General features: G+C 43.9%; 14 protein-coding genes. 13 read left to right on the top strand and 1 reads right to left on the bottom strand.

The features are described from left to right. Positions 1-9 precede the first annotated feature (9 nt). From ACE3T3_RS01870 to ACE3T3_RS01885, 4 genes are all read left to right on the top strand, one after another. Positions 10-825, top strand: coding sequence for a (2Fe-2S)-binding protein (locus tag ACE3T3_RS01870; RefSeq protein ID WP_374663491.1), 816 nt, complete (start codon positions 10-12; stop codon positions 823-825). Then, positions 810-1,463, top strand: coding sequence for an RraA family protein (locus ACE3T3_RS01875; protein ID WP_374663493.1), 654 nt, complete (start codon positions 810-812; stop codon positions 1,461-1,463). The genes ACE3T3_RS01870 and ACE3T3_RS01875 overlap by 16 nt, the downstream gene beginning before the upstream one ends. After that, positions 1,460-2,053: a GNAT family N-acetyltransferase gene (locus ACE3T3_RS01880; RefSeq protein ID WP_374663495.1), complete on the top strand. Its 594-nt coding sequence runs from the start codon at positions 1,460-1,462 to the stop codon at positions 2,051-2,053. Before ACE3T3_RS01875 ends, ACE3T3_RS01880 begins: the two co-directional genes overlap by 4 nt. A gap of 211 nt (positions 2,054-2,264) precedes the next feature. Beyond that, on the top strand, positions 2,265-4,460 hold the full coding sequence (locus ACE3T3_RS01885) for a TonB-dependent receptor (RefSeq protein WP_374663497.1): 2,196 nt from the start codon (positions 2,265-2,267) through the stop codon (positions 4,458-4,460). Between the two features lie 341 nt (positions 4,461-4,801). Here ACE3T3_RS01885 and ACE3T3_RS01890 read toward each other — a convergent pair whose 3' ends face one another. Continuing rightward, the gene (locus ACE3T3_RS01890) at positions 4,802-5,734 is read right to left on the bottom strand and encodes an IS5 family transposase (RefSeq protein WP_374663499.1); all 933 of its coding nucleotides are present in this window, start codon (positions 5,732-5,734) and stop codon (positions 4,802-4,804) included. A 1,017-nt stretch (positions 5,735-6,751) separates the two neighbouring features. Here ACE3T3_RS01890 and ACE3T3_RS01895 point away from each other — a divergent pair. The 9 genes from ACE3T3_RS01895 to ACE3T3_RS01935 all read left to right on the top strand — a co-directional run bounded on the left by ACE3T3_RS01895 (position 6,752) and on the right by ACE3T3_RS01935 (position 15,489). Next, a complete protein-coding gene (locus ACE3T3_RS01895) occupies positions 6,752-8,218 on the top strand; it encodes a cytosine permease (RefSeq protein ID WP_374663501.1) in 1,467 nt (488 codons plus the stop codon). 212 nt (positions 8,219-8,430) lie between these two features. Next, on the top strand, positions 8,431-9,990 hold the full coding sequence (locus ACE3T3_RS01900; protein WP_374663503.1) for a 4-hydroxyphenylacetate 3-hydroxylase N-terminal domain-containing protein: 1,560 nt from the start codon (positions 8,431-8,433) through the stop codon (positions 9,988-9,990). Between the two features lie 33 nt (positions 9,991-10,023). Next, positions 10,024-10,566 carry a flavin reductase family protein gene (locus ACE3T3_RS01905; RefSeq protein ID WP_374663505.1) on the top strand — a complete coding sequence of 181 codons (543 nt, stop codon included), beginning with the start codon at positions 10,024-10,026 and terminating at the stop codon, positions 10,564-10,566. 28 nt (positions 10,567-10,594) lie between these two features. After that, positions 10,595-11,527 carry a VOC family protein gene (locus tag ACE3T3_RS01910; RefSeq protein ID WP_374663507.1) on the top strand — a complete coding sequence of 311 codons (933 nt, stop codon included), beginning with the start codon at positions 10,595-10,597 and terminating at the stop codon, positions 11,525-11,527. An 8-nt stretch (positions 11,528-11,535) separates the two neighbouring features. Further along, a complete protein-coding gene (locus ACE3T3_RS01915) occupies positions 11,536-12,252 on the top strand; it encodes a ribonuclease activity regulator RraA (protein ID WP_374663509.1) in 717 nt (238 codons plus the stop codon). Positions 12,253-12,263: 11 nt separating this feature from the next. Beyond that, complete coding sequence (locus tag ACE3T3_RS01920; protein WP_374663511.1) at positions 12,264-12,689, top strand: cupin domain-containing protein; 426 nt, start codon at positions 12,264-12,266, stop codon at positions 12,687-12,689. 20 nt (positions 12,690-12,709) lie between these two features. After that, a complete protein-coding gene (locus tag ACE3T3_RS01925) occupies positions 12,710-14,275 on the top strand; it encodes an aldehyde dehydrogenase family protein (protein ID WP_374663513.1) in 1,566 nt (521 codons plus the stop codon). A gap of 61 nt (positions 14,276-14,336) precedes the next feature. Further along, positions 14,337-14,723, top strand: a complete 387-nt coding sequence (locus ACE3T3_RS01930; RefSeq protein WP_374663515.1) for a RidA family protein — start codon at positions 14,337-14,339, stop codon at positions 14,721-14,723. 64 nt (positions 14,724-14,787) lie between these two features. Next, positions 14,788-15,489, top strand: coding sequence for a fumarylacetoacetate hydrolase family protein (locus ACE3T3_RS01935; RefSeq protein ID WP_374663517.1), 702 nt, complete (start codon positions 14,788-14,790; stop codon positions 15,487-15,489). Positions 15,490-15,546 lie beyond the last annotated feature (57 nt).

The raw sequence follows: 15,546 nt of genomic DNA on the forward strand, positions 1-15,546 counted from the left end.
CTCTAAAACGTGCGTTCCCATATCCCTGTCGTGAATGTTGAACCAGAACTGCAATTGGAAGCTCTGGGATTGTCCCAGGTCAAACTGATTTTGGCTGAAAAACTTAATATTCAGATCAATTTACATGGGCAAAATGCATTGAGCTTTGCAGATTTATTAGAGCCAAAGCAATGTGCAGCAGTGCTCAGCGAATTTCAGACGCGTATTCAGGCAGTCAATTTGACCTGTTCAGGATCAATGTTTATGAAATATTGGGCAGTTCCACTGTTATTTCCGTATTTATATGCCTTGCTCACTGAACAGGTTCATTTATCTTGGGAATTGTCTGCACTTTCAGTGAAAATGGCACCGACCTGGGATTGGGACCGGCATTTAAATTTTAAACCATCATTTTTAACTGCAACCGCATTAGGCACTCAAGATTCTGATTATGAAGTATTTATTTTAAGAATTTTTCATGATCTCAATCAGGTTTTTGAGGTGATCAGTAAGGTTGCAAAAGTACAACGATTTTTGCTGTGGGAAAATACCGCACTGCGTATTTTACAGTTCTATGACCTTATGCAGCGCAAAAATCCCAACGACACCCGCAAGATTCACAAGCAACGTCAATTTTTAGTCGATTTGGCGGCCGAGCATTTTGGCTTAAAACACAATCCATTTTTACTCTTGCAACACAGCCGCCAAGCTAGTTCTGGAACTTATCGGCGTAAAAAATGCTGTTTTTATTTTCAACTTCCTGAGGCTGAAAGTGAATATTGCGGCAGCTGTCCTTTAGCAAAAAAGCCTCAAGAAACAGAGCAAAGTTCATGTCAGACCCATTAAATCCTTTATTAAAATCCTATTCCACGATTGCCAGTTCAACCATTGGCCATGTTTTGGATATCGGTTATTTACCCGGAATTCATGCTGTAAATCCGGTTCGGCATGTCGTCGGTACCGTCAGAACAGTGACTTTAAATTCTGTTAACGCTAAACAGATTCGCGAGGCACTTTTAGCCAGCCAGGCGGGCGATGTCTTGGTGATCGATGCACGAAAAATCGGAGATCGCGCTTGTTGGGGAGAACAACGCCATCGAGCCGCCATTTACCATCAACTGGCTGCAATTGTGGTGCTGGGTGCAGTTACCGATATTGGTGCCTTACGCGCTATGAAGGTGCCGGTTTTTGCCCAGACAGTCAGTTGTTTAACTACCCGGGCCGAAGGGGAAAGTTGGGTCGATTTTGATCAGGACATTCATTATTTTGATTCCGTCATTTCCACTGGAGACCTTATGGTCGGGGATGCAGATGGCGTGTTTATTTTAAAGCCAGACATAGCAGAAAAATATGTGGCGCAATTTCAACATATGGAATTGGTCGAACAACAAAAACGGGATCAATTTTTTAAACAGCATCCTCCTGAAAATTATTATCACTTGTTAAATTACGCAGATGATTCAGAAAGAGAAAGAATCAAATGAAAACCTTATCCTCCCGTTTACTGAATCACTTTAATTATCGAGAAAATGGGATCAGCTATGCTCTGCGTGCCCTAAGCTTTCCAGATGACTTTCCATTGCTATATAAATGGATGCATGAGCCGCATGTCATTCCACAATGGCAACTGAATAAGCCAGAACCGGAACTGGCTGTCTATTTCGAAAAAATGCGGGTAGATGACCATCAACGGCTGTATATCATTCAGATCGCAGGGCAGGATGTTGGCTATCTCGAGATTTATGAAGCCAAGCGGGATCGCTTATCTTTGTATTATCCTGCATTAGAAAATGATTTAGGCTGGCATATTCTGCTGGGTGAAAAATATGTGGTTGGAAAAGGGCATTTTAAAGCCGTGATGCGCATGATGTGTTATTTCATTTTTGAACATTCACCCGCAGAAAAAATTGTCGGAGAGCCGGATGAAAATGTGAAATCTTATGAATATGTGGCCGAAGAAATTGCATTTGAAGCACAGCAAAAAATCCAGATGCCAGAAAAAACAGCCATTTTATATCATTGTTTTAGAGAAAATTTTTATCAAAAATGTGGAAAATACTCTCCATTCAAATAAGTAAGTCTTCATTCACGTTTTTTAATGTCCTTTTCTTGAGGACATTTTAAACATGCTTTTCTACATCCGAATGATAGAACTCAAGCTTATTTATCTAAACAATTCATCAATCACCATAAAAATCATTAAATACTTAAACAAAAGTTTTACAATGAAAATAATAATGATTATTATTTGCACCAACATTCATGTTCGTCTAAAGGCATAAAAAATGCGACTAACTCAATTCAGTCTGTGTTTTCTTAGTGTAGCTATTTCTTCACATTTGTATGCAGATGAGTCTGTTCCTGCATCAAAGCAGCTGGAAAGTTCAGAGAAAACAATGAAGCTTTCTCCTATTGTGGTAACAGCAACCCGTACACCTAAAACAATTGCTGAAGTTGCGGGAACTGTGCAAACCATTCAGGGTGAAGAAATTGCTCAACAGGCCGGAGCGGGTCGAAAAGTCGCAGATGTTTTGGCGCAGCTTGTACCTTCATTGGCACCAAGCAGTGGAACCACCAGTAATTATGGTCAGACCATGCGTGGACGTAATGTACTGGTGCTGATTGACGGTGTGTCGCAAACGGGTTCCCGTGATGTGGCGCGTCAGCTCAACAGTATTAGCCCGAATATGATTGATCACATTGAAGTGGTTTCGGGTGCGACCAGTATTTATGGTTCAGGTGCAACAGGCGGTATTATTAATATCATTACCAAGCGTGCCGATAAATCGAAACCGGTCAGCTTTCAAACCAAGTTAGGCCTAACATCGGCGGATAATTTCCGGGGGGATAGTTTGGCTTATCAAGTGGGGCAAACTGCTTCATTTAATAATGACAAAATGGATGGTTTTTTAGGTGTAGATTATACCAGCCGTGGTTCGCAGTTTGATGGTAACGGCGACCGTATTTCCTTAAGCCCATGGCAGGGCAGCACCATGGATACCGATACCATCGATGTAAATGGTCGTTTAAACTTTAATTTAACCGACAAGCAAAGCTTAAGTTTTGGCACACAATATTATAAAGATGAACAGGATACCGAATATGGCCCGGACTATTCTTATCTGCAAACCGGGACTCAGCCTTCTTATAAAGCCATTAAAGGCTGGAGCTTGGATAAACAACCCTTTACAGAACGCTATGCGTTTAATACTCAGTATCAAAACCAGGATTTCCTGGGGCAAATTTTGAATGTTGAAGCCTATTACCGGAATGAAAAAGCGCGTTTTGTACCCTATGGTTATTCAAAAGATGGCGTGAATGTGAAGCAAAGCCAGTCCAATGTAGACTATGCAGGGATTCGCTCTACCGTTCAATCTGATCTGCAGGTGGCAGACCGAGATTTAAAGCTGACTTATGGCCTGGATTATGATTGGGAAAAAGATCATCAGTGGGCTGATTTTTATACGCCAAGTAATAATGGTCTGGACTATACACCTACAGGTGAAAAACAAGGTTCTGGACCGGACACAGAAATCCAGAATATTGGAACATTTTTACAAGGGGATTATGCACTTACGGATCGTTTAAATATTCAGGCCGGTGTGCGTTATCAATATGTTCAGGCAGACACTGACAGTTATTTAACCGCACGTAATCCGATTACTTTAATGGCGGCTGACTCTACCGATTCTGATAAGTTCCTATTCAATTTAGGTGCAGTTTATGATTTAACAGACGCGCAGCAAGTTTATGCCAACTTCTCACAAGGTTATAGTTATCCCGATGTACAACGGGTGCTGCGTGATGTAGCTGCCTATACCTTAACGACTTCAGGTATTGCACCGATCACGGTCAACAGCTATGAATTGGGTTGGCGATTAAATCAGGACGACGGCTTAAACTTTGGTCTAACGGGTTTCTATAACACCTCTGATAAAGTTGTACAGTTCAACGCAGACCGTTCAGTAAATGTGGTGGATACCGATCAACGCATTTATGGGGCAGAAGCGACTGTAAGCTACCCATTTATGGAAAACTACAAGGTCGGTGGCACCTTGGGTTATACCCGCGGACAGTATAAAGATGCCGCTGATCACTGGCATGAACTGAATGCTTTTTCTGTTTCCCCAGTGAAAGGCACTCTGTTTGCTGAGTGGAATAATGAAGAAGGTTATGGCGTACGTGCACAAATGCAAGCCATTAAAGGCACAGATGAAGCTTACAAAGATGACCAGGCATTAAAAGCCGCAGGTTTAACTGATGGTAATAGTGCGGCAGAGATTAAAGGTTATACCACTATGGATGTCTTGGCCCATTTCCCTGTAGCGAAAGGCCGTGTCGATTTTGGTGTCTATAATGTCTGGGACAAGCAGTATAAAAATGTATTTGCACAGCAAGCAGCAGTAACCAATGCTAATTCACTATTAGCAATTCCTGCTGAGGGTCGTACTTTTGGCCTGAGCTATACCATTAATTATTAATACTCACCCAAGAAGTATCTGTCGCTGTACAGATACTTCCTCACTTCCTGATATGTGACGAAAGATAAGGTTAATGGCTAAACAGAAACCAGAATGGTTATCTATTCAAGAAATTTTTTATATCTGCCTGACAGCTTATGGCTATAGTCTATGAATCTCTTGGGTTTTACCTGATTATTTGCCCTTTGCAAAAACTGAAAATATCTATTTATCCGCTCTCCTAAGTTTTATTTTTCTCATTTTTTATATTGTTTTAGTTCCTTGTATTCCCTCTAAATTATGGCAAAAGGGCTTTGTTGCATAAAGATTTTAAAGATAGAGCTTTCTTAAGTTGCTCAAATTTAAGTGACAACTTGGGTATGAGGGCGGCCTAATTCTGTGAACTTATTTAACACGGCTATACGTGCATGGATTTCATTGACCTGACTGTCAAAACTCCTTGCACTGAGTTTATCGCCCAATAATTTGATGCAATGCATCTTGGTTTTGACCAAACTACGCCGATGATAACCAGACCACTTTTTCCAAAGCGTTCTTCCTAGATGTTTGACTGTTTTCAATAATTTATTTCTTTCTAAAGACCCCAATTTCTTATCTTTCCAAGGCTTTGCATTTTTTCTGGGTGGAATTACGGCATGTGCATGACAATCTGAAATCACTTGTCTACACAATTTCGTGTCATATGCTCCATCGGTATAGACAGAATCAATGCGTTCATCAGATGAGATTTGATTCAGCAGATCACTCAAGGCTTGCGAGTCACTGACATTATTTGTTGTGAGCTGCACAGCTCGTATTTGCAAGGTTTTAGCATCTATACCAATATGCAGTTTACACCATTGCCGACGATATTCAGGCTGATGTTTCTTGCGTTTCCATTCACTTTCGCCTAAAAACTTTAGACCAGTTGAGTCTACAAGTAGATGCAGTCCATCACTGCTTTTTTGATAGCTAATCGTAATATCAATATGCTTTTGTCGTCTGTAAAGGGTGGAGTAATCTGGAGCAGTCCAATCCAGAACACTCAGATTAATTAGACATTGAACAAAGCCTGTGACCATACGTAAAGAAAGACGAAATAGTGCTTTGATCATCAAACAGCATTGGATGGCTGCGTTAGAATAAGTTTGATTTCGTCCGTGCTTGCCTTGTGGTTGTACATACCATTGGGTCTTAGGATCAAACCAGATTGAAATATTTCCTCGATTTATTAATGCTCGGTTATAAGCGGACCAATTGGTTGTGTGGTAGATTTTAGGTGTAGGCTTCTTCATGTGAAAATTATATTGCTGAATAAGTCTTCTAAGCTAGGTTTGTGCAACAAAGCCCACCTGACTCAGGCTTTTAAATCTACGTTTTTTGCGATGATTTAATCGATAGCTGATTCATGGAATATAAGCCTCTGAATATTCTTTCTTTTCTAGTTGTCGCCTGATCAAGCTATTGACACTCTCATTCGACCTTCTTTGCCATGCACTGTGCAGGTCAGCAGTTCAGAATGCAATTTCTAACGCAGCGGAAACTAGTGTATGCAAGCCAAATGCTTTGCCTTTACCGGTAGTAATTCTTTGTTGCTTCTCTTTGATTGGTTACAGAAATAAACAGGGGCTTTATGCGCATCGCAGCTCTTGCGAGTGGTGCATTTTAAGTCATAGAGAACCTGATTGTTGGCCTGTGATTGAAATCAAGGACGGTCATGATTTTTTTGCTGACCGCATTTATATCTAAATCATAAAAACATGATTACTGCTCAATGATTTAAGGTTCGTTATGAATACTTTTACGGTTATTGAGTTTACCGCGGTTGTCTATACTTTCTTTTGCGCTGATTTCTAAAACGTACATTTGAATAAAAACTACTTCCTTTTATTTTATCCAGTTTGATAAAACGGTATTGGATGCATGCTGACAGGGATATGTGAGGCAATTTTCTCAGGATTCCACTGCTGTGCAAGATAACTTTAAACTTGCTCTCATACATCAAAATTCATAGTTTTATAATTGGGAGCACTGTCGTCTTGCCAGCTTCTGGGCAGGTTTAGAAAAAGCATCAGTTCTGTTTTGTTTTAAGTTCAGAATCCCATCAATATAACTCCAAGCTGCTGTATTCATACTGTTCCTCATATCTTTTAGGGAATATATATCCATTTGGTTATTAATCCCGTTAGAAACATGATTAGACTTCAAGCCTCATTCGTTCAAAAAATAGTAGCAGGTAAACAGGGCAGAACCCTGTTCATAAATGATCACCATAGGATTGGTGTACCCATATCTGCATAAAAGGGACGATGATGAATACACATGAAGTCAGTTCACAGAGAATGAATCAGACAGGATCAGCCATTGCGAATGCAGTGGAAGATCATGCACTGGTCAGTGTGCCAATGGAAGAACGTCAGAGCGGGTTCAAGCTGGCCATGAGCCCGGTTGGGGTGGCTACAGCGCTGGTTATTTTTGCCATTGGAGGATTTACCGTTTTGCTTGCCGGTTTCTGGACAGGGCTGCTGGCAGGTTTCATAGCCACTATTATTGGTTTTACGCTCAGTTATTTTCTTGGGAAAATGACATTTCAGACAGGTATGTCCAGTACAGTGACCTCACGTTTTTTCGGTTTTGGTGTCAAAGGATCATCTCTTGGAGCAGCTATTTTTGCATTCATGATTTTGGGTTTTCTGGCACTTGAAAGCGCATTGCTTTATGAAGGAACATTGCTGATGTTCAATTTGCAGGACACTCTTTCTGTCAGAATTGCACTGTATGGCCTATTGACGCTTGCATGGATTTTGCTGGCGATTTTTGGACTTCAGATTGCACTGAAAGCTTCGAAGTTTATGATTGTGATTACTCTGGCAGTCACTTTCTATATGATTTATCAGATTTACGGCGTCCGCGGAATGGACCCTATGCAGGTTTTCAACTCAACAGGGGTTATTCCAGGCGGTTTCTGGGCCAAACTCAGCACAGCACTTGTACTGATGGGAGCAACGGCCGGCACCATTTCGCTTGTGACGACAGACTTTGCGCGTTATTGCCGCAATACGCAGGATGTTAAAGTGCTGGCGATGGCTGGTCCCATCACGCAAAACTTGCTGATGATCGTGCTGGGAGGGCTGGTTATTATTGGCGGTGTGCCGGAAGTGGCAGACTATCTGATGCAGCGTAATGCTGGCATGTCCCCTCAGCAGGCAGCAGAAGCAGCAGGCGGTTTTGCCATGAGCAATACCGGTGCATTTTTTGTCGTGCTTGCAGGCTGGGTGGGATTTATCACCATTTATGCGGCGCAGGCTAAAGCTCAGGCGGTCAACGCTTATTCGGGTTCACTGGCATTGGTTAATCTGCTTGATGCGCTCACAGGCAAAAAACCTGGACGGGCATTTATGGTTGTGCTGGGCAATATTTTTGCCCTGATGATGATCGGCGGCGGTATTTTGGGGCAGTTTGTCGCATGGCTGTCTTATCTGGGGTGTATGACCATGAGCCTGTGCGGCATTATGCTGGCAGATTATTACTTTGTCAGAAAAGGACAGTTTTCATTGCAGACGGCAAAGGTCGAAAGCTGCAATTGGGCGGGTGTTCTGACATTAATTATAACTTCCGGCATAGGGATTGTTCTCATTGCAACTAAAATATTTGAACTGGGCTTTTTTGTAAGTCTGGCTCTGTCACTCTTGTTTTATCCTGTATTGAGAAAACTTATGCCTGAAGGAACAGCGACTCATTTTGTTCAAGCCGATGTTGCATTGGATGCAGCGGAATAAACTCTAAATAAAATTTATTTTCCACTAAAAAGCCACGGTAGGATTAACGTGGCTTTTTTTATGGATCAATACTGCTTATTCATAACTAAATGGTTATATATATCGGCTGAATTCATGATTGGACGAGTATAAATAAGCTTGTTAATCTCATTTTGAACCGAAAGGAAAGCGTAAAGATTACGCTATAAATCATGCAAATAAGGATGTGGAAAATGAACAGTAAAGTGGATACTGAAAACGTTGCAGTAAACAAAGATTATATTCCATTTACAGGGAAAGAGTATCTGGAAAGCCTTAATGATGGACGTGAAGTGTGGATTTATGGCGAGCGTGTGGAAAACATTGCTGATCATCCTGCATTCCGTAATTCAGCACGCATGATTGCACGCATGTACGATGCGCTGCATGCACCTGAAACTAAAGATATTTTAACTGTGCCAACAGAGTGGGGCGGTTTTACCCACCGCTTCTTCCGTGCAGCCAATAATGTCGAAGAGCAAGTGGCTTCCCGTGATGCTATTGCAGAATGGCAACGCATTTCGTGGGGTTGGATGGGGCGTTCGCCAGATTATAAAGGCTGCTTCTTGGGAACACTGGGTGCAAATGCGGAATTCTATAAGGGCTATGAAGAAAATGCCCGCCGCTGGTACCGTAAAGCTCAGGAAAAAACATGGTTTATTAACCACGCAATTATGAACCCGCCGGTGGATCGCGATTTAGGCGCTGATGCTGGAAAAGATGTTTTCGTACGTGTCGTCAAGGAAGATGATAAAGGGATCTATGTTTCCGGTGCAAAAGTAGTTGCCACGGGTTCTGCATTGACACATTACACTTTCATCGGTCATGTGGGGCAGGTGGCGATTCAGGATCCGGCATTTTCTCCTGTGTTTATTATGCCAACCAATGCGCCAGGCGTGAAACTGCTGTGCCGCATGTCCAACGAATACCGTGCTGCTGTACTCGGCAGTCCGTTTGATTATCCGCTTTCAAGCCGTCTGGATGAAAATGATGCCATTTTGGTGATGGACAATGTATTTATTCCATGGGAAGACGTATTCATCCATAACGATTTAAAACAAGCGAATGCCTACAATATTGGTTCAGGCTATTTGGAACGTGCATCCTTGCATGGCTGTACCCGTTTTGCCGTGAAGCTGGATTTCTTGGTGGGCACATTGGCCAAAGCGCTTGAAATTACCGGTGCAGAAAAATTCCATGGCGTGATGTCTCAAATGGGTGAAGTGATCGCATGGCGTAATACGTTCTGGGCTCTCTCAGATGCTATGGCAAAAAGCGCTAAGCCGTGGAATGGCATGATTCGTCCGGATCCGCATCATGCGGGCGCTTACCGGGTGATGAACCAGCTGGCTATGCCAAAAATTAAAAACATCATTGAGCAGATTGTTGCGAGTGGTTTGATTTATCTGAACTCACATGCTGACGATTTCAAAAACCCGCAGATTCGCGGTTATCTGGATACCTATGTCCGCGGTTCAAATGGTAAGGATGCCATTGAACGTGTCAAGGTCATGAAAATGCTTTGGGATGCCATTGGTACAGAGTTTGGCGCCCGTCATGAACTGTATGAAATTAACTATATTGGCAGCAATGATGTGACACGCCAGACCAATCTCTTTGCCGCGCAAGGCACTGGTCTGCTCGATTTTTGCAAGGACTTTGCGCAGAAAGCGATGGATGAATATGACATCAATGGTTGGACAGTACCTGACCTGATTAATCCGGATGATGTGAGTATTTTGAAACGCAAATGATTTAAATCATTGGTCAATATAAGGATATAGAAAATGACAGTTGCAAATTTACAGGTAACCACATTAGGTGAAATGGTGAGCATCATGAAGGCGAATCAGACGGAAGTAGACTTCACTACGCGTGAATTTCGTAATGCGATGGGCAAGTTTGCTACAGGTGTCGTTGTAATTTCATCTTGCCATGAAGGGCAGCCGCATGCCATGACAGCTAACGCTTTTATGTCTGGCTCACTTGAGCCGGCTATGGTGCTGGTGTCGGTAGATAATAAAGCGGCATCGCATGAAAAAATTACTCTTGGTGAGTGCTTTGGTATCAGTATTCTGAATGAAGATCAGCTGCAGATCAGCAATCATTTTGCCGGAAAGCGGAATGAAGGCTTTACGCCCGAGTTTGAATATATTGATGGCTTTCCAGTGATTAAAGATGCTGTTGTTCAAGTCGTGACAAAACTGCAATTCGCATATCCATGCGGGGATCACACACTATTTGTTGGACTGGTGACAAATCTTCAGCAGCAAGATGGAGTGAAGCCATTGGTCTTTCATAGCGGTCAATATGCGCAAATTGCAGGCTGAAATCTGAGACGGCAAAAGGAATTGAAATATGGCAAAACCGATTGAAATTGCTCAGGTAACTTATGCTGCACCTGATCTGGCACTCATGGAAAAGTTCATGACGGATTTTGGGTTGAGCTGTGTGAGCAAGACGGATGATGTGCTGTATATGCGAGGCAGTGGCGAACAGCATCATATTCATACCACGCATCGTGCTGATAAACAGCATTTTATCGGGGCTTCAATAGAAGTGTCGAGTCAGGAAGACTTGATTGAACTGGCTCAGCTTGAAGGTTCATCAGCAATGCAGCCTTCGAATGAAATAGGCGGCGGCTATGAAGTGGTAATGACTATGCCGGATGGTTTTGAAATCAAAGCCATCTGGGGGCGGGATAAGCATGTGGAAACCACAGAGCGTAAAGCTTTTGAGTTTAACAATGCTGATCTTAAACCCCGTCTGAACAAGTGCATACGAGTCAAGCGTCAACCTTGCCAAGCTATCAAGCTGGGGCACTTTGTACTGCATGTGAGCAATCATGACGAATCGGTGAAATGGCTTGAAGAGCGCTTTGATCTGCTGCATTCAGATTATTTTGTCCCGCCTGGTGAAGATGGGCCGATTGTTGGAACATTCTTGCGCTTCAATCATGGCGCCGAAAAAGTCGATCATCATGCCATTCTGATTTTACAGTCCGATTGGGTGGGCGTACATCACTGCTCATTTGAAGTGGTTGACCTCGATGCGGTGATGACGGCACATGATTATCTGGTGGCGCAGGGCTATCAGCTGGATTGCGGTGTTGGACGGCACATGCTGGGCAGCCAGATTTTTGATTACTGGAAAGACCCCTTTGGTTTCAGGGTAGAGCACTACACCGATGGTGACATGCTTGACCATCATGCACAGCCGGTGAAATTCAACGGTACTGCAACTGAAACCACGCAGTGGGGAATGGCGCCAGAACTGGAATTTTTCCAGTAGGAGATCTCATGACATATGAATTAAAAGCCCCGACCCGCGAAAAACTGATGCGGGTTGGTACGGCGAATATTGCCAATGTTTTACTGAAGCACGGTTTTAAGAACGTCATGATGCACGGCATTTTTCCAATCAGCCCTGCACAGGAGCAGCTGGTAGGCCCTGCTTATACCTTGCGCTTCATCCCTGCACGTGAAGATCTGGATAATATGGCCAATTATAGCCGTGATGACAATATGCACCGCCGTGCAATTGAAGAGTGTCCAGCTGGCGCTGTGCTGGTGATTGATGCTTTTGGCTGTACCCAAGCTTCCAGCATGGGCGACATGATGGCTGCGCGCTTGAAATATCGAGGTGTATCCGGTGTGGTTACAGATGGAGGATACCGTGATTCTCCTGCCATCCATGCCGTTGGTTTGCCGTGTTTTCAGAAACACAATGCACCGCCTGCAACCCCGATCGCGCTGCATCCGATTTCCCTGAATGAACCGGTGGGCTGCGGCGGTGTCGCCATTTATCCCGGTGACATTATTGTCGGCGATGGCGATGGCATAGCAGTCATTCCGCAGGCGCTTGTTGATCAGGTGGCAGATGAAGCGCTCGATGCTTTTGAGTATGAAGAATTTGCCGCCATGCAGATTCAGCAGGGAAGATCCATCTTTGGGCTTTTTCCTGCAACGGCAGAAAGCCGTCAGGAATACAGTACATGGAAAAGTGCACAGAAATAGGAAGGATAACGATGAACATCAATGCAGAGACATTTAAAAGCCTGGAAGTACTGCTCAATACTACAGAACTGAATGAGGATGAGTGGATTGACTTTCCTGAGTATGGGTTCCGTCAGTATTTTCTTTGGAAGAATATTGAAACCGGCGCCACGATTGCGCTGCTTGAATATCAAAAAGGCGGCTGCATTCCAGTTAAACATACCCATGCCTCTAATCAGTTTATGTTCTGCCTCGAAGGTGAATATGAATATACCGATGTCGGGCTGACTCTGAAACCAGGTTCATTTTATATGAATCCCAAAGATAACCCGCATGGCCCAACGCTGGCGCATCAGTTTAGCCGCCTGATCGAAATTTATGATGGGCCGCACTATTACGAAAAACCTGTGTATCACACAGATGAAACCATTGGCGATTTTGTTAAGAAAGAAAATTAAGCAAACAGGTTGGAACAGATATGAATATTGCACAGAAAAATTATGCAGAAGATGCATTGTTTGATACACAGCAGGTTTTAAAGGCATTTGGCCTGGATCAGCTGCATGCCGGTTCATTTGGTGTGAAACAGGGATGGTCTGCAGTTGAAGGCCGGGAAGTCATTACCGCCATTTGTCCTGCTGACAATGAAACCGTAGGCCTGATTGCATCTTCCACAGCCGAAGACTATGAAGAAATCATGCAGACTGCGGTGGATTTTCAGAAGAAATGGCGTATGGTGCCTGCACCTCGCCGCGGTGAACTGGTGAACAGAATTGGCCAGCTGGTTCAGGAAAATATGGATGCATTGGCCGGTATCGTGGCGCTGGATACAGGTAAATCACTGATGGAAGCGAAAGGAGAGCTGAAAGAAGTGGTGGATATGGCAACGCTTGCAGCCGGCCAGTCGCGCATGATGTACGGTTTTACCCAGCAGTCTCAGCGAGTGAAGCATCGGATGTATGACCAATGGCTGCCGCTAGGGGTTGTGGGGGTGATCAGCGCCTATAATTTCCCGGCAGCAGTGTGGGCGCAGAATGGTTTTCTGGCTGCCATTGGCGGCAATACGGTGGTATGGAAACCAAGTCCAAAAGTGCCGCTGACAGCGATCGCCATGCAGAAACTGGCCAATCAGGCTATGCAGGAAATGAAGCTTGAAGGCGTTTTTACTCTGTTTATTCCTGCTCAGAATGATGTGGCTGAGCTGATGATCCGCGATAATCGTGTGAACATGGTGTCATTCACTGGTTCTACAGGTGTAGGTAAAAAAGTAGCAAATGTCGTTGGTGCGACCTTAGGGCGTAAATATATGCTCGAATGTTCAGGTAACAACGGCTGTATTATTGATGAAACGGCGGATTTAAAACTTGCTGCCCGTGCTATTACGTTTGGCGCCGTTGGCACCACAGGACAGCGCTGCACCAGTACCCGCCGCCTGATTGTGCACCGCAGTGTCATGAATGAATTGATTGAGTTGCTGAAACAGTCATTTGATCAGATCCGTATTGGTGACCCGCGTGAAAAAGATACTGTTGTCGGCCCACTGATTGATGCTGCCGCTGTAGAGGAATATCAGGCCACTGTGCAACGTGCGCAGGATCTCGGAGGCAAAGTGGTCTACGGAGGTCAGCGTATAGATCGTCCAGGATTATATGTCGAAGCGTGTCTGATTACGGATGTGCAGCCTGAATGGGATTGCGTGCAGCATGAAACTTTTGCCCCAATCGTATTTGTGATGCCATATGACGATCTTGAAGAAGCGATTGCCATTCATAATGGTGTGGCGCAGGGATTGGCTTCAGGTATCCACAGCTCAAATCTGAGCAATATTGAGCTATTCCTGTCAGCGGCAGGAAGTGACTGCGGTATTGTCCGGGTCAATATGGGCACAACCGGTGCTGATGTTGGCGCAGCATTTGGCGGTGAAAAAGAAACCGGCGGCGGCCGTACAGCAGGTTCAGATGCTTGGCAAGGCTATGTGCGCCGTCAGAGCGTATGCATTAACTGGGGCGGGGAAAGCGCCTGGGATTCACGCATCAGCCTGTAAGCCGGCAGATGCGAATCGAAATGGGAAAATTGAATCAGTAAAGTAATACAAGGAAAACAGCATGTTAAAAGAACGCATTATTTCTCCGTCTGTAAAAGAACCTGCGCCAGGCATGTGGTCAAACTGTCTGAAAGTGGGAAATCAGGTGTTTATCTCGGGTATGACCGCGCGTCAGCCTGATGGTGAAACAGTGCTTGGGGCTGAATATGAGCAGTCACAGGTTATTTTTCAGAAAATTAAGGATATGGTCGAAGCCGCCGGCGGCAGTATGAATAATATTGTCAAAATGACTATCTTTGTCACCAATATTGCCAATAATGCAGCCGTATGGAAAGCCCGCAAGGAATTTTTTGAAGGAGATTTCCCAGCCTGTACATTGGTGGAGGTGAAGTCTCTGGCGAAGCCTGAAATCCTGCTTGAAATTGAAGCAACAGCCATTCTCGGTTAATCCCTGTTAGGGGCAGTCCGCAGCACTGCCTCTGTTTTTTAGTTTAAAAATGAGGAAAGTCAGAATGTCAGCTGAAACACTTTTTCCAGTCAAACCGCCTGTACTAGTACCTGTGGTAAACCAGCCGCGTAAATTTCCAGTAAACCGTATTTTTTGCGTGGGGCGAAACTATATGGCGCATGCTGCTGAAATGGGGGTTAGTGTGGATAAAACGACACAATCTCCTTTTTATTTCTTAAAAGATGCATCAGCCTATGTTCCATCGGGGAGCGCTATTCCTTATCCGTTAAAGACTCAGAATTATCATCATGAAATTGAATTGGTCTTGGCAATTGGAAAAGCAGGTGTAAATATTAAAGCAGAACATGCATTTGACTATATCTATGGTTATGCATGCGGTTTGGATATGACACGACGCGATGTTCAACTTGCGGCACGAGATCAAGGAAAGCCTTGGGATACAGGTAAAAATTTCGCTCAATCTGCGGTTATGTCAGATATTATTCCGGCTGAAGATATTCAGGTAGATGTAAATGCAGTCAATATTGAATTGAGAGTGAATGGCCAAACAACGCAGTCATCAAATACACAATATTTCATTTGGAATATTGCTGAAATTATTGAAGACTTATCGACCTATTATGAGCTGCAGCCCGGTGACCTGATTTTTACAGGTACGCCTGAAGGGGTTGGCCCTGTGATTTCCGGTGATCTTCTCGAAGGTTCGGTACAAGGGGTAGCGGAGATTAAACTGCATATCCGCTGAAAAAGAAAAAATCCAGACTCAGGCAACTGTTTCTGGATTTTTTTGTCAGTCAAATTA

It is taken from the genome of Acinetobacter sp. (genome assembly GCF_041919735.1).
In the GTDB taxonomy this organism is placed as follows: Bacteria; Pseudomonadota; Gammaproteobacteria; order Pseudomonadales; family Moraxellaceae; genus Acinetobacter.

Excerpts from the sequence above, each read along its gene's own strand:
- ACE3T3_RS01890 (WP_374663499.1), bottom strand. The coding sequence starts at position 5,734 with ATGAAGAAGCCTACACCTAAAATCTACCACACAACCAATTGGTCCGCT.
- ACE3T3_RS01895 (WP_374663501.1), top strand. The coding sequence starts at position 6,752 with ATGAATACACATGAAGTCAGTTCACAGAGAATGAATCAGACAGGATCA.
- ACE3T3_RS01885 (WP_374663497.1), top strand. The coding sequence starts at position 2,265 with ATGCGACTAACTCAATTCAGTCTGTGTTTTCTTAGTGTAGCTATTTCT.
- ACE3T3_RS01925 (WP_374663513.1), top strand. The coding sequence starts at position 12,710 with ATGAATATTGCACAGAAAAATTATGCAGAAGATGCATTGTTTGATACA.
- ACE3T3_RS01920 (WP_374663511.1), top strand. The coding sequence starts at position 12,264 with ATGAACATCAATGCAGAGACATTTAAAAGCCTGGAAGTACTGCTCAAT.
- ACE3T3_RS01930 (WP_374663515.1), top strand. The coding sequence starts at position 14,337 with ATGTTAAAAGAACGCATTATTTCTCCGTCTGTAAAAGAACCTGCGCCA.
- ACE3T3_RS01935 (WP_374663517.1), top strand. The coding sequence starts at position 14,788 with ATGTCAGCTGAAACACTTTTTCCAGTCAAACCGCCTGTACTAGTACCT.
- ACE3T3_RS01905 (WP_374663505.1), top strand. The coding sequence starts at position 10,024 with ATGACAGTTGCAAATTTACAGGTAACCACATTAGGTGAAATGGTGAGC.
- ACE3T3_RS01915 (WP_374663509.1), top strand. The coding sequence starts at position 11,536 with ATGACATATGAATTAAAAGCCCCGACCCGCGAAAAACTGATGCGGGTT.
- ACE3T3_RS01875 (WP_374663493.1), top strand. The coding sequence starts at position 810 with ATGTCAGACCCATTAAATCCTTTATTAAAATCCTATTCCACGATTGCC.
- ACE3T3_RS01910 (WP_374663507.1), top strand. The coding sequence starts at position 10,595 with ATGGCAAAACCGATTGAAATTGCTCAGGTAACTTATGCTGCACCTGAT.
- ACE3T3_RS01900 (WP_374663503.1), top strand. The coding sequence starts at position 8,431 with ATGAACAGTAAAGTGGATACTGAAAACGTTGCAGTAAACAAAGATTAT.
- ACE3T3_RS01880 (WP_374663495.1), top strand. The coding sequence starts at position 1,460 with ATGAAAACCTTATCCTCCCGTTTACTGAATCACTTTAATTATCGAGAA.